Genomic DNA, 12,886 nt, shown 5'->3' on the forward strand with positions numbered 1-12,886 from the left:
AGGAAACCGGAGACATTCGATTTCCTAGGATTTACGTATTACTGTTCCAAGAGCCAAAAAGGCTATTTCCGAGTCAAGCGAAAGACGTCTAAGAAGAAAATGAGACTGCGGCTGGCGGAGATGAATGTATGGGATTAAAGAGAATCGCCTGCCAATCAGTACGATGTTTGCGACGCTAAACTTGAAATTACAAGGTCATTACCAGTACTATGGCATCACCGACAATAGTCCGAGCATCCACATTTACTACTTTAAGACGATCCACGCACTCTTCAAATGGTTGAATCGCAGAAGTCAGAAACGCAGCTACACATGGGAAGGATTCAATGACTTACTTAAGATATTTCCGCTAGCGCGTCCAAGTAAGCATTTTCTACGGCTAACCGTCAGCAAATCTCAAGATGAAGAGCCGTGTGCGTTAATCGCGCCTGTACGGATCTGTGAGGGCTTGAGCGTCGCGAGACGCTCTTGCTACTCGACAAAAAACCGCCACCTAGACAAAGTCAATCGGTAGCGGCTTTAGTTCTGCAACAATCAGGAATAGCAGACGGCAACAGTTTCTGCAGCGCTTCACTATCCTGATGAATGTTCCAGTTAGGTGCATTCTTGAAAATATAGGTCAAATAGGAGTAGGGATGCAAGCCATTCTCTTTGGCGGTTTCGATGATGCTGAAGACGATAGCGCTGGCTTTAGCGCCGCGTGGGGTATTGGCGAACAGAAAGTTCTTGCGGTCAATGACAAAGGGTTTAATGCTGCGTTCCGCCCGGTTGTTGCTGATCTCTAGGTTCCCATCCAGCAGATAGCGTTCCAGATATGGCCATTGCTCCAGGGTGTAGTGGACGGCCCGGCCAAAGCCGCTCTTGGTAGAGGCTTTGGCGCTATGAAGGTACGCCAAAAAGCCGTCAAGCACCGGCCTGGCCAGTTCCTGCCGTTTTTCATAGCGCTCTGGCGCCGTACAGTCGGCTAGCTGCCGTTCGATGGCAAACAGCTGGTACGCAGTAGCGCTTGCATCTGTCCGCGCCGGAGCCTTGGCGGTCTTTTTCGGGAAGTGCTTTAAGCGCTTCATCGAATTTGCGCCTGGCATGAGCCCAGCAGCCTACCCTGACTATGGTTTCCGGCAGGCTGTGGCAGCCGGCATAGCCGTCGGTATGCAGATACCCGCTAAATCCTTGCAGGAATTCGGTGGGGCGTTTGGCATTCGGTCGGGCTGGTAGTCAAATAGCACGATGGGCATGTCGCTGTTGCCGCTGGTCCGGTACAGCCACATATAGCTTTTGCTCTGGGCCGGCTTGCCCGGTTCGTGCAGGACCTGCAGCACAGTTTCATCCGCGTGCAAATAGTGTTGGGCGCAGAGGCTTTTATGCAGTTGTTCATAGCGGGGCTCCAGCCAGTCGGTGGCGCAGCGGATCAGCCAGTTGGACATGGTTTGCCGCGACAGTTCGATGCCCAGCCGGTTCCATTCCTGCTCCTGGCGGTATAGCGGCAGACCGCTGACGAATTTCTGCGTCATGATGTGGGCCACTGCTTCCGGTGAGGCAAAGCAGGCTGGGATGACGGGCTTGTCCACCGGCACCTGAATGATGGGCACGCTCACGGCGTTGGTCTCGCAATTCCGGCAGGCATAGACATACTGCACATGTTCGACGATCACGGCTTGGGCGGGGATGAGCTTGAGTTCCCGGCGGATTTGTTTGCCCATGACATGCAGGTCCGAGCCGCACTTCGGGCAAGCCTGTTCTTCATCCGGCAGCCCGTGTTCGACTACTTCTACTGGTAGGTCGGCGGGCAGCCTTTCGGTGCTTTCCTTGGCTTTTCTGCGGTAATGGGTCTGCGCTGCTGTCAGGTCCGGCTCGGGCAGCTTGTGATCCGCAGTGACTTCCGCTTCGTTAAACAGGTTCAGGGCATCATATTGACTTTTCTCACTGGATAGCCAAGGCGCTTATGGCGTGCCAGGCGCATTTGCCATCAGCCAATTGACCTTTTGGTTCAACTGGGCATTTTCCGCCTGTAAGGCCTCATAATGGGCACGGTTCACGGTCATGGTTTCTTCCTGGGGAGTGGGTTGTTCCGTCACAGTTCTCATAGCCATAGTATAGCATAGGTTGGCTGATTTCCCTATCATTTCCGGCCTTAAATCAGTTGGATTCCCCGCACCGGCTTATGGGCTTTGGGCTGCTCGATGTTCAAGCCTTCCAGCAGCCAGCGAAACTGTTGCCAGGTAATATGTTTGGCTTCGCTTTCCTCCCTGGGCCATTGGAAGCGGCCGGCTTCCAGCCTTTTGTACAACAGCACGAAGCCATCTCCCTCCCAAAAGAGCGCCTTGATGCGATCGCAGCGACGGCCGCAAAACAGGAACAGGCTGTTTGATAACGGGTCTAAGTGAAAGCGTTGCTGTACGGTGGCCGCCAGACCGTCGATGGATTGGCGCAGGTCGGTATAGCCGCAGGCCAGGTAAACCCGCTCAGCCCGGGAGAGATCTCCTAGCATGGACGGTTGAGCGCTGTCAAGGCCGCCTGCACGGTGGCCGCATCGGCGCCGTGATAGATATGGATTTGCGTATCCTGGCGCTGGATGACGAGGGCAATGGTTCCTGTCTGTGGGGTGGGCTGGCGAAGTTCGGCAAAGACGGGGCCTTCTGGTTGTGGCACGGATGGCGTGGCTGCCTCCTGCGACAGGGAAAGCTCCCGGCAGGCCGCCTGGCATACGTGTTTTTGCCAGTGATAGTAAGTCTTGAGGTTTATGTTGTTTTCGCTGCACCAGGTTTGGATGGGTTTGCCGCTATTGCGGCAGGAGCGGATGATTTCGCTCCATTTTTGCAGTCTCACTTCATGCGTCAGTTTTTGTACCTGCACTTTCTTGGACTCCCTTCGATTCTTCGAGAATCTAACGGACTCTGTGGTTCCTTTGAATTCTCTGGCTTCATTTTCTCAGAAGGGATTTTGGCTGTACAGGTGCCCTTGGGGTTGACGCTTACAGAAATCAAACGAGGAACGACGAGCCAATTGCGATCGAACTTGGCTTACTATCAAAGCTATTTCCCTGAGACAGGGCAAGCGGTATACCAAAAAAGACGGTCTAGTTGCAGACCACCCTATAAGCTAGCGGAAGTAGAAGCCTTTTTGCAGTTTGCTCAAAGCAAAATCGTAAAGGACCACGGGTCGCCGGATACAGTGGTAGGCGTTTATAAAACGCACTCAAGCAATCAAGGTCCGGCTTGCGTTTGTGCCAAGACGCTTTATAACTATATCGATCAAGGCCTCCTACCAGTACGAAACATGGATTTAGCCCTGAAAGTTCGGCGCAAACCCAAACAGCAACGGCAACGAAAAAATAAGCGGATCTTGGGGGACAGTATTGAAAAAAGACCCGCCTTAGTAGATAACCGAGAAGAATTTGGTCATTGGGAAATTGATACGGTTTGCGGAAAACGTTCTCAAGATGCGGTGATACTGACTTTAGTCGAACGAAAAACCCGGCAGATCATCACGATTCCCTTAGCTGACAAAACGAGTCCATCTGTCTGTGGTGCCCTAAAGCCATTAAAAAGCGGTTCGGTCGGCGCTTTCAATCGGTTGTTAAAAGCATTACGGCTGATAATGGCCCAGAGTTTTCCGAGCTTGCCGTCCAGTTAGAAAAATGGAACAGCCACGCTTATTTCTCCCATCCCTATTCATCCTGGGAGCGCGGAACCAATGAAAGGCACAATGGACTGATTCGCCGGTTTATCCCTAAAGGGGCTTGCCTTTCTACCATAGCGCCAGAGACGATTCAACGGGTGCAGGATTGGTGCATTCATTTGCCGCGCAAAATCTTGGGGTATAAGACTCCTCAAGAGTGCTTCGATGCTGCACTATTATCGATTTCATAATTTTTATTTCGGTTTTTCTCTAAAGTGTTGCATTTGTTATTGCAGTCTACATGTTTAACTTGATAATTTAAAAGAGTATTCTTTATTTCTTTCTTTTTGCGAAACTTTTTGTAGCTTATCGTATGAAAGTTGTGCCGTTAAAAACACGCTTAACCGAATTTATATGAAATCTGTCGGACCTTTTGGCAGGAAATCGTTCAGTTACAGCGAATGTTAATTTACAGCGAATTATGTAAAAAGATGTAACTAGACTACGGTTTAGCAGATTTTCTGACTAGGAGCAGGTGACTTCTAATGAATTTCTCACGGACAATAACCTTAAACCCGCCAAATTCTATTAGTGCTATTTCTATCTCTAACCGTATAGGGCAATGGCTGTCGCCTGTGTTTCTTTGCGGTGCCGATTACCTAAGCTTAGTTTCGGCCATGTGGTCGGCTTTTTATATGCGCGAATTCATTATTCTCTATCTCTTTCCTGGATTGTTGTCCTATCCAGTTCCCAATTACTTTTATTATATTACCCCAATGGTATTTATGGGTTTTCTTCTCTATGAAAGAATGTACGCTAGGCGGTTGCCATTTTGGAAAAATATTGAGCTTGTTTTCAAAGTGTGCAGTTATTCAGTAGTTCTTATTATTGGGGTATTTTTTGTAACCGGCATCATGAAAGACATGTCGCGCATATTGGTGGCTTTGGTTTGGGTCACATCCTTTACGTATCTGGTAGTAACACAGTATGCCTTAAAACGGTTGCTTTTGTATTTCGGCTTATGGCAAAAGCCAGTTGTGATTGTGGGTGCCGGCAAAACGGCGGAATTATTGGTCCAAGCCTTTGCGGATGATCCTGGCATGGGATATAAAGTTGCGGGAGTTATAGAGGATCATTATCAGGAACGGCCTTTAGCGCATCAATATCCGCTTTGGGGAAGTTTTTCCGACGTAAAAGAGGCTGTCGCGCGTAGCGGCGTACAGGATGTCATGGTTGCGGCGCCGGGTTTAGCGAGAGAGCAACTCCTGGATCTTGTTTATAAAATACAGCCTCATGTAAGTAATCTCATTGTTGTTCCGAATCTTTTTGGCATACCGCTGGCTAATTTAGAAGCCGAAACTGTGGCGAATCAGCAGGCCTTATTGTTGAGAATAAAGAATAACCTGGCCCGAGGGTATAACCGGTTATTCAAATATACTTTTGATATTATATCTACTATATTGGGCGGATTGATTGTATTACCGGTTGCGGGAATAATAGCAATTTCTATTTATATTGATTCGCCAGGTCCGATTTTTTTGTCCATCGTCGGGTGGGTGTGAATGGGGAGAGCTTTCTCTGCTATAAGTTTCGTACTATGGTAGTAGATGCCGGGAAAAAACTGGAAGAATTCCTGGAGCAAAATCCGGATGCTGCGGCAGAATGGCGGAAGGACTTTAAACTAAAAGACGATCCCCGGATTACTCGTATGGGCAGGTGGCTCAGAAAAACTAGCTTGGATGAACTGCCACAACTCATTAACGTCTTAAAAGGAGAAATGAGTTTAGTTGGACCCCGACCCATCGTGGAGAAAGAAATTGAGAAATATGGGGAAACCATTCATGATTATTATTTAGTTCGCCCTGGCATTACGGGGTACTGGCAAGTGAATGGTCGCAACGATGTGGATTATGATACCAGGGTGCAGATGGATTCGTGGTATGTTAGGAATTGGTCGTTATGGCTGGATTTGGTGATACTGACGAAGACAGTGAAGGTTGTAACGGGAAGAAAAAGAGCTTATTGAAACTGGTTAGTTCTATATCGACAGACGCACTAAATTTATGTAAGGATATGAGATAATGAATGAAATAAGCAATTTGTTTCAGGAATTATGGCAATCCAGACGCCTAATTCTTGAATTGGCAAAAAATGACTTTAAAGTTCGTTATGCCGGTTCGTTTTTTGGAATTTTTTGGGCTTTCGTACAGCCAATTATAACTATATTAGTATTTTGGTTTGTGTTCGAAGTTGGACTAAGGACGGCTAAGATACAGGAGATTCCATTTATTTTATGGTTTTCTAGTGGCCTTATTCCTTGGTTCTTTTTTGCCGATGCTTGGGCTAGTGCAACGAATAGTTTCATAGAGTATAGTTATTTAGTTAAAAAGATTGTTTTTAGAATTAGTAGTTTGCCAATAATTAAGATTCTTTCTTCGCTATTTATTCATGTATTTTTAGTACTATTTTTACTAATTTTATTTATATTCTACGGATATTTTCCCAATATGATAATCAGTCAATTGTTGTATTATGTTTTTTGTATAGTTGTTTTGGTTCTGTCTTTAAGTTTTTTTACAGCTTCGATTATTCCCTTTTTTAAAGATACTGCTCAACTAATCAGTATTATTCTCCAATTTGGAATGTGGATGACTCCTATTATGTGGAAGTACACTATGCTTCCAGAAAAGTTTCACTGGTTATTTTATTTAAATCCAATGTTTTATGTTGTAGAAGGTTTTCGTAACACATTAATAGGTAAGACATGGTTTTGGGAAAATGGAATTGGAGCGGCCTGCTTTTGGGGTCTGACAATTATTTTTTTTGTGGTAGGAACATGGACTTTCAAAAAAATGAAACCACATTTTTCTGATGTTTTATAAGGAAATTAAAAAAACAAGTCAATGCTACTAGGAACTGTATGTGAGGAAATTATGACAAACATAGCGGTTAAGATCGAAAATATTTCGAAAGTGTATAAATTATACAATAGGCCGATTGATAGATTGAAAGAATCTTTAAATCCATTCTCTTTAAAATATCATCAGGATTTTTTTGCTCTCAATAATGTATCTTTTGATATACAAAAGGGAGAAAGCGTTGGTATTATCGGGAAAAATGGATCAGGCAAATCTACACTGCTTAAAATTATAACCGGCGTTCTTACTCCAACCTCAGGAACAGTTACAGTGAAAGGTCGTATTGCTGCATTACTTGAATTGGGCGCTGGATTCAATCCTGAATACACAGGTATTGAAAATATATATCTCCAAGGTTCTATTATGGGTGTAGATCGTCTAGAAATGGAAGAAAAAATTCCGGAGATTCTTGACTTTGCTGATATTGGCGAGTTTATCCATCAGCCAGTTAAAAATTACTCAAGCGGTATGTTCGTACGCTTAGCATTTGCAGTATCCACGATTGTGGAGCCTGATATTTTGATTGTTGATGAAGCATTGGCTGTCGGAGATGTATTTTTCCGACAAAAATGTTTTGATAGAATGGAATATTTAAGACGAAATGATACATCAATTATTATGGTAACACATTCAATGAACGAAATTCGACAATACTGTAATCGAGCTTTATTACTAAATCAAGGGCGGACTCTTTTTTGGGGTAGTGCAGATGAAGCCGTTCAACATTACTTTTTCCTGGATAATACTATGGATAATTTTAAAAATGGTCTTAAAGTGGATGAAAAGGGAAATAACGGAAGACTGGAAAATAATAGCTGGTCTAGAACAAAAATAGATTGGCCGAGTAATCCAAATGCATTTTATGCTTTACCAAGAGAAAGTGAAGTCATAAATAATGGAGCTATTTGTACATCTGTTGCGCTTTGTAATTCTAATAGAGAACCATCTCGTATGTTCGTGCAGGGGGAAACCGGAATTTTCTATTATGAATTTGAATTGAGCCAAGATGCGGATGTTCCTATTGGTGGTATTTTGTTATTCAATGACAAGAATATTCTTATCCACGGCAAAAACAGTTTGCAATATGATATCGAAGCACCTGAGCGAATAAGAAAAGGAGCAAAAGTTCGTTTTAAACAAGAAATTACTCTGGCTATTGCTCCAGGCGAATATACTTTTTCATTAGGATTTTCTACTATAGCAAAAGATGTGTTTTTGCGACGCAATGAGTTGCATTATATAATGTTAGATGAGAATCGTACTAATTTATGTTATGTTGGAAAAGTTGGTTCATTTTTCATTTCAGCCTGCTTAGGGAACTCGATTACTGAGATTCCATTTCACGGATTAGCAGATCTGCCTGGCGATATTGTAATTGATGCAAAATAGTGGAAATGTATTATTTATAACATGAGGTATTTCAAATGTTGAATGGTCAAAAAATAAAAAGAATGCTTTCCAATTGGATTAATCTTGGTTTAAAAGCTAAAAATGTACCCCAAGATATGATTGGTCTCACGCCTGACATTAAGGTAATTAATTACCAAGTAAATGATTTTTGCAACTCGAAATGCGTGATGTGCAATGTATGGAACAAGCCCTTCAAGCAGCATATGAATGCCGAGGAATTCCGGCGTATATTACGTGATCCGGGATTACAGGGTGTTGAGCACATAGGAATTACTGGCGGTGAACCGTCCCTTATCCGCAATTTACCTGATTATTTCTATGGTGCCATTATAGAATTGCCAAAGCTGGAAGGATTAAGCCTTATCACCAATTCGCTGCTTCCTGAATCAGTCATAAGTCATGTCAGAGAGATTAACCGGAAATGCAATGACCATGGAATTAAGTTCTCGGTCATGCTCTCGCTGGACGGAATGGGGGACGTTCATAATCGAAACAGGGGTATTCCGGGTAGTTTCGAAAAGGTAATAAAGGTCATGAACGAATTAAGGCATATGGGCATTGCTTTTTCCACGGGAACCACCATTACCAGAACGAATGTGTGGGGTTTGGATGAATTGCTTGGTTATCTACGAGAAAGCGGACTATACGGACGTTTTCGTATCGCGGAATTTATCAATAGGCTGGATAATAATCAAAATTCCGATATGATAAGAAGCTTTAATAATGATGAGATATATCAATTGAAGTTGTTTTTTTCCAAACTGGAATATGCCTACGAAAGTGACGAGACAATTAAGAATACCTATCGTAGTATAAAAAATATGTTAAGTGGCGGCGCTCGGATGATTAGCTGCCCGTATCTAGAAGGCACTGCGGTAAATATTGATTGTTATGGGGGCATCGCTTATTGTGCACCGAAATCTCAGGTCATTGGCAATTTACAGGAAGCTTCCTTTTTGACCATATACCAGCGTAATATAGGACACCTGCATAGCATTTGTCAAAAATATTGTGACTCTTGCATCCATGACTATCATGCAATGGCGCGTCCGGTATTAATGCAATCTATTGAAGATACTGCTCGTTGGAAAAGTTTCTTTTCTATTCAATCCTTCAATGCTAACAAGAATAAAGAAAAAAAGATTTACAGTTTAAATATTAAAAAGCCCCTCCAATATACGATTTTTATTGTTGGATGGTATGGAACTGAAACCATTGGGGATAAAGCTATTCTGGGTGGTATAATAGACCGCTGCAGAGAAAAATATCCTGATGCGGCTTATATGATAAGTTCTTTGTATCCGTTTATTACCGAGCGCACTGTTAATGAGTTGCGGATTAATGCAAAAGTGGTTCCTGTTTACAGTGAGAATTTTTTTCAAACTGCAGCAATAGTTGATCAAGTGGTCGTCGGCGGAGGACCTTTGATGGAATTGGAAGAGTTGTCGCTTATTTTATGGGCTTTTTCTATTGCGAAAAAGAGAAAGGCTCAAACGACTATTTTTGGCAGCGGAATCGGCCCATTATACTCCAAGGAAAAAACGAATGCGGTTAAGGATATATTAAATATGGCCGATGAAGTGTTTTTACGTGATGAAAACTCTGTTGGTGTGGCCGCGAATTTAACAGATAGAGTTGATATAACAAACATAGGAGATCCGGCAATCCATTATCTGCTCCAACATTATGCTCCGGTTGAATCCAAGAAAAAAAACGAACTGGCCTGCTTTTTGAGGGAACTTACAACTGAATACCGATCTACCATGAGCACGGACGAATTTTTCGTCTTCAAACAAAAATTTGAAGAAACGCTGGCCGAAAACATTCAGCGTTTTTGCGCCCAATATGGCTTGGTTCCACGGTTTTACGCTATGCATAACTTTGTGATTGGCAATGATGATCGGGATTTTAACTTTCAGTTTGCTAAAAAGTATTTTGTGGATCGGGAATACTACGTGGAAAATCGATTATCGACGATAGATGGCATTGTCAAGGCAATGCAAACTGCTAATGTAAACCTGTGCATGCGATTCCATTCCGTCGTTTTTGCCAATACGCTTAAAACAAATTACATTGCTTTGGATTATACCAACGGCGGGAAGATTCTTGCTTACCTTTCGGATGTTGGTCAATTAAAACATATGGTTACTATGCAGTCAATAATTGATGATCCGGAACAGCTTTGTCATTGCTGGGTTGATATGTAATTTAAACTAGAATGCCAGAAAACAAACGGCAAAGGATGGTATGGGTGAAAATCTCTCTTTTTTCTACAAATGATGCCGGGGGTGCAGGTAAGGCTGCACTCCGGTTAAACCGAAGCTTAAATATAGCAGGCGAAAACAGTACACTGTTTGTAAAATGGAAAAATGCTGAATCCGCTAATGTAATGCAGTTAAATTCTGCGGAAATTGTTAACCGAGTGTTTGATAAAACAGTTATAAAGCATTTCTTTAATAATGTCTATGAAGGAAATACAATTTGTTCCGCTATGTACCCTAGTGTTGGTTTTAATTATCTCACACTATTACGTGATACGAATATCGTTAATTTACATTGGATATCGACGTTTGTGTCGGTTGAGGCGATAGCTAAAATTCATCAAATGGGAAAACCCATTGTTTGGACTTTGCACGATCAAAACCCTATGACGGGAGGCTGTCATTATACTCATGGTTGCGAAAAATATAAAATCGATTGTTCAGATTGTCCGCAATTAAAAGAAAATCAATATAATATCACAAAGTCAATGCTGGAAACGAAAATTAAATATTTGCCCAAAGATATCATTATAGTAACTCCTAGTCGATGGATGGCTGACTGTGCCAGAGAAAGCACTGTTTTCCGGAGTAATAGGATTGAAGTTATCCCGAATTCGATTGAGACTGAATTATATAAACCGATGTCAAAAACTTACGCCAAAATGCAACTGGATATTCCAGTTACGGCGAAAGTGATATTATTTGGGGCATATGACCTAAAAGAAAAAAGAAAAGGTTTGGAACAGTTAATTCAGGCAATTCAATACTTGATGCAGGACACAGAAGGCAGAAAGCTAATAGAGGATAAACAATTATATATCCTTACATTCGGACAGCCGTCAACCTTATTAACCCAACTAGGCATTCCATATAAAACTTTGTCTTATATTCATGAAGATGAAAGATTAGCATTAGCATATTCTGCGGCGGATGTACTCGCATTGCCTTCGCTAGAAGATAATCTGCCTAATTTAATCCTGGAAAGTATGGCCTGCGGCACTCCGGTGGTTGCATTTAAGACTGGAGGGATGCCGGACATTATCAAAGATGGCGATAATGGTTTTTTAGTTCCGTTAAATGATGCTAAAGGCTTTGCAACACAAATCATGGCCGTATTTTCGGGACCGCCGATGAACGATAATTGCCGTCGCTTGATTGTAGATCACTACCGTTTGGATATCCAGGCCTCTCGATATCAGCAACTTTTTGCTGAAATAGCCGAATTAACTACTAAAGCGCCTAAGCAAAAACATATCCCGTATATATTCGCAGAATCGGCCTCTGTCATGATGCCGCTGCTATGTGAGACAGCGGTTGAACTTCAGGCGGAACACGATGCATTAAAACAGGAGTGTGATGCATTGAGACAAAAACAGGATATGCTGATTACCTGTAAAAATAACCTTGAAGCAGAACTTCAAGGAGTCTATAGGTCAAAATCGTGGAAAATAACGAAACCTTTACGGGAAGTTATTAGTGCAATGAGAAGATTCAAACAGTGATATTGGAGCGAGGGATACACATATGCCGCGAAACTGCATGGATATGGTAGATACAAGTCAGAATGCATTACCAAAGATACCTAACCAGGTTTGTGGCTGGCGCTTTCGAATGGAATCCTCTCATGTGAAGCCATTTGTTGAAGGTGGGCTGCGCTTGCGCGGTACATATAAACGTAGTGAGTCGAACGCGCCATTGGTTACTATAATCACTGTCGTTTATAACCGCGTCTGCAAGCTGGAGAGAGCTATAAAGTCTGTGTTAATGCAAACATATAGAAATATTGAATATATTGTAATTGATGGTGCCAGTACTGATGGCACTTTAGAAGTCATTAAAAACTACGAGCATATTATTGATTACTACGTTTCAGAACCAGATCAAGGTGTTTATAATGCAATGAATAAAGGTCTTTCCCTTGCTGCCGGAGACTATATATGCATTTTAAATTCCGATGATTGGCTCATAGATGACGCTATCAAGTATTCGGTTCGAGAACTGCTTGCTTCGAATGCTGACTATTCAGGAGCAGATGAATATTGTGTGGATGAGCAGGGCAATTTGGTTTTCCTTTATGGATTGCGACATTTTGACGAAGTAGCATTAGTGATGGGAAATCCCTGCAATCATGGAACAATGCTGATTAGCAGTAATGCATATGAAAAAATTGGCTATTATGATGAAACCTATAAGATCGCAGCTGATTTAAAAATGCAATTAGCATTAATTACTGATAACCGAATGAAACATTGCATAATAAATAAGCCTATCCATTACTATGAATTAGCTGGCCTTTCCGATATTCATAAAGATATGATGCTCAAGGAAGTGGCACAAGTACTACGAGAGTATCATCCATCTATAAATAAGACTGAATTGTGTTCTCTGGTCTCTTTGGTATTCGATTGGCAATTTAATGAGCAAATCATTTCAGATATTGAAAACATCTTAAGGAAACCATATTATACTCAAAAACAAAAGTATTATTTATTAAATCGTTTGGTCGAATGCGGTTATACAATAAAAGACCAAGAATTTAAACACTTGGTAGGTAAGACATTTAGTTATCATCACTTAGGTACTAGATTTTATACTTTTATAAAAAAAATTATATACTATGTATGCTATAAATTTGATCGATGAGAGACTCTTAAAACATCTTTTTCCAATAAATCACTA

The 12,886-nt window shown here is 42.1% G+C and carries 13 protein-coding genes and 1 pseudogene; 9 read left to right on the forward strand and 5 right to left on the reverse strand.

Annotated elements, in window-relative coordinates; all coding sequences use genetic code 11:
• Positions 1–503: 503 nt before the first annotated feature.
• The 5 genes and pseudogenes from ALO_RS23850 to tnpA form a co-directional block, all read right to left on the reverse strand.
• Positions 504–1,067: an IS66 family transposase gene (locus ALO_RS23850; protein WP_004098839.1), complete on the reverse strand. Its 564-nt coding sequence runs from the start codon at positions 1,065–1,067 to the stop codon at positions 504–506.
• A gap of 37 nt (positions 1,068–1,104) precedes the next feature.
• Positions 1,105–1,916, reverse strand: a pseudogene (gene tnpC / locus ALO_RS23305) (IS66 family transposase); the annotation flags it as partial.
• 24 nt (positions 1,917–1,940) lie between these two features.
• Entirely contained in the window at positions 1,941–2,123 is a 183-nt protein-coding gene (locus ALO_RS22940) for a hypothetical protein (protein ID WP_202945811.1), read from the reverse strand.
• An 8-nt stretch (positions 2,124–2,131) separates the two neighbouring features.
• Entirely contained in the window at positions 2,132–2,488 is a 357-nt protein-coding gene (gene tnpB, locus ALO_RS17630) for an IS66 family insertion sequence element accessory protein TnpB (RefSeq protein WP_004098846.1), read from the reverse strand.
• Complete coding sequence (tnpA, locus tag ALO_RS23855; protein ID WP_004098848.1) at positions 2,482–2,853, reverse strand: IS66 family insertion sequence element accessory protein TnpA; 372 nt, start codon at positions 2,851–2,853, stop codon at positions 2,482–2,484. Before tnpA ends, tnpB begins: the two co-directional genes overlap by 7 nt.
• Here tnpA and ALO_RS17640 point away from each other — a divergent pair.
• The 9 genes from ALO_RS17640 to ALO_RS21090 all read left to right on the forward strand — a co-directional run bounded on the left by ALO_RS17640 (position 2,830) and on the right by ALO_RS21090 (position 12,850).
• Positions 2,830–3,633 carry an IS30 family transposase gene (locus tag ALO_RS17640; RefSeq protein WP_050807046.1) on the forward strand — a complete coding sequence of 268 codons (804 nt, stop codon included), beginning with the start codon at positions 2,830–2,832 and terminating at the stop codon, positions 3,631–3,633. The genes tnpA and ALO_RS17640 overlap by 24 nt on opposite strands.
• Positions 3,585–3,869, forward strand: a complete 285-nt coding sequence (locus ALO_RS23860) for an IS30 family transposase (protein WP_413788509.1) — start codon at positions 3,585–3,587, stop codon at positions 3,867–3,869. The genes ALO_RS17640 and ALO_RS23860 overlap by 49 nt, the downstream gene beginning before the upstream one ends.
• 294 nt (positions 3,870–4,163) lie before the next feature.
• Positions 4,164–5,180: a hypothetical protein gene (locus tag ALO_RS23310; RefSeq protein WP_083821143.1), complete on the forward strand. Its 1,017-nt coding sequence runs from the start codon at positions 4,164–4,166 to the stop codon at positions 5,178–5,180.
• Positions 5,177–5,644 (forward strand): sugar transferase, encoded by a 468-nt coding sequence (locus tag ALO_RS23315; RefSeq protein WP_004098852.1) that lies wholly within the window; start codon positions 5,177–5,179, stop codon positions 5,642–5,644. Before ALO_RS23310 ends, ALO_RS23315 begins: the two co-directional genes overlap by 4 nt.
• A gap of 55 nt (positions 5,645–5,699) precedes the next feature.
• Positions 5,700–6,500, forward strand: a complete 801-nt coding sequence (locus tag ALO_RS17650; RefSeq protein ID WP_004098853.1) for an ABC transporter permease — start codon at positions 5,700–5,702, stop codon at positions 6,498–6,500.
• A gap of 51 nt (positions 6,501–6,551) precedes the next feature.
• Positions 6,552–7,925, forward strand: a complete 1,374-nt coding sequence (locus ALO_RS22630) for an ABC transporter ATP-binding protein (RefSeq protein WP_040293802.1) — start codon at positions 6,552–6,554, stop codon at positions 7,923–7,925.
• A gap of 35 nt (positions 7,926–7,960) precedes the next feature.
• Positions 7,961–10,153 carry a polysaccharide pyruvyl transferase family protein gene (locus ALO_RS17660; RefSeq protein ID WP_004098856.1) on the forward strand — a complete coding sequence of 731 codons (2,193 nt, stop codon included), beginning with the start codon at positions 7,961–7,963 and terminating at the stop codon, positions 10,151–10,153.
• Between the two features lie 44 nt (positions 10,154–10,197).
• Positions 10,198–11,709: a glycosyltransferase gene (locus ALO_RS23320; RefSeq protein ID WP_004098857.1), complete on the forward strand. Its 1,512-nt coding sequence runs from the start codon at positions 10,198–10,200 to the stop codon at positions 11,707–11,709.
• A 37-nt stretch (positions 11,710–11,746) separates the two neighbouring features.
• Positions 11,747–12,850, forward strand: a complete 1,104-nt coding sequence (locus ALO_RS21090; RefSeq protein WP_202945812.1) for a glycosyltransferase family 2 protein — start codon at positions 11,747–11,749, stop codon at positions 12,848–12,850.
• Positions 12,851–12,886 lie beyond the last annotated feature (36 nt).

This window comes from Acetonema longum DSM 6540 (assembly GCF_000219125.1).
In the GTDB taxonomy this organism is placed as follows: Bacteria; Bacillota; Negativicutes; order Sporomusales; family Acetonemataceae; genus Acetonema; species Acetonema longum.

Bases quoted from the DNA above. Each gene is read 5' to 3' on its own strand.
- ALO_RS23850 (WP_004098839.1), bottom strand. From the start codon at position 1,067: ATGAAGCGCTTAAAGCACTTCCCGAAAAAGACCGCCAAGGCTCCGGCG.
- ALO_RS22940 (WP_202945811.1), bottom strand. From the start codon at position 2,123: ATGATAGGGAAATCAGCCAACCTATGCTATACTATGGCTATGAGAACT.
- tnpB (WP_004098846.1), bottom strand. From the start codon at position 2,488: ATGCTAGGAGATCTCTCCCGGGCTGAGCGGGTTTACCTGGCCTGCGGC.
- ALO_RS17640 (WP_050807046.1), top strand. From the start codon at position 2,830: ATGCGTCAGTTTTTGTACCTGCACTTTCTTGGACTCCCTTCGATTCTT.
- ALO_RS23310 (WP_083821143.1), top strand. From the start codon at position 4,164: ATGAATTTCTCACGGACAATAACCTTAAACCCGCCAAATTCTATTAGT.
- ALO_RS17650 (WP_004098853.1), top strand. From the start codon at position 5,700: ATGAATGAAATAAGCAATTTGTTTCAGGAATTATGGCAATCCAGACGC.
- ALO_RS22630 (WP_040293802.1), top strand. From the start codon at position 6,552: ATGACAAACATAGCGGTTAAGATCGAAAATATTTCGAAAGTGTATAAA.
- ALO_RS17660 (WP_004098856.1), top strand. From the start codon at position 7,961: ATGTTGAATGGTCAAAAAATAAAAAGAATGCTTTCCAATTGGATTAAT.
- ALO_RS21090 (WP_202945812.1), top strand. From the start codon at position 11,747: ATGGATATGGTAGATACAAGTCAGAATGCATTACCAAAGATACCTAAC.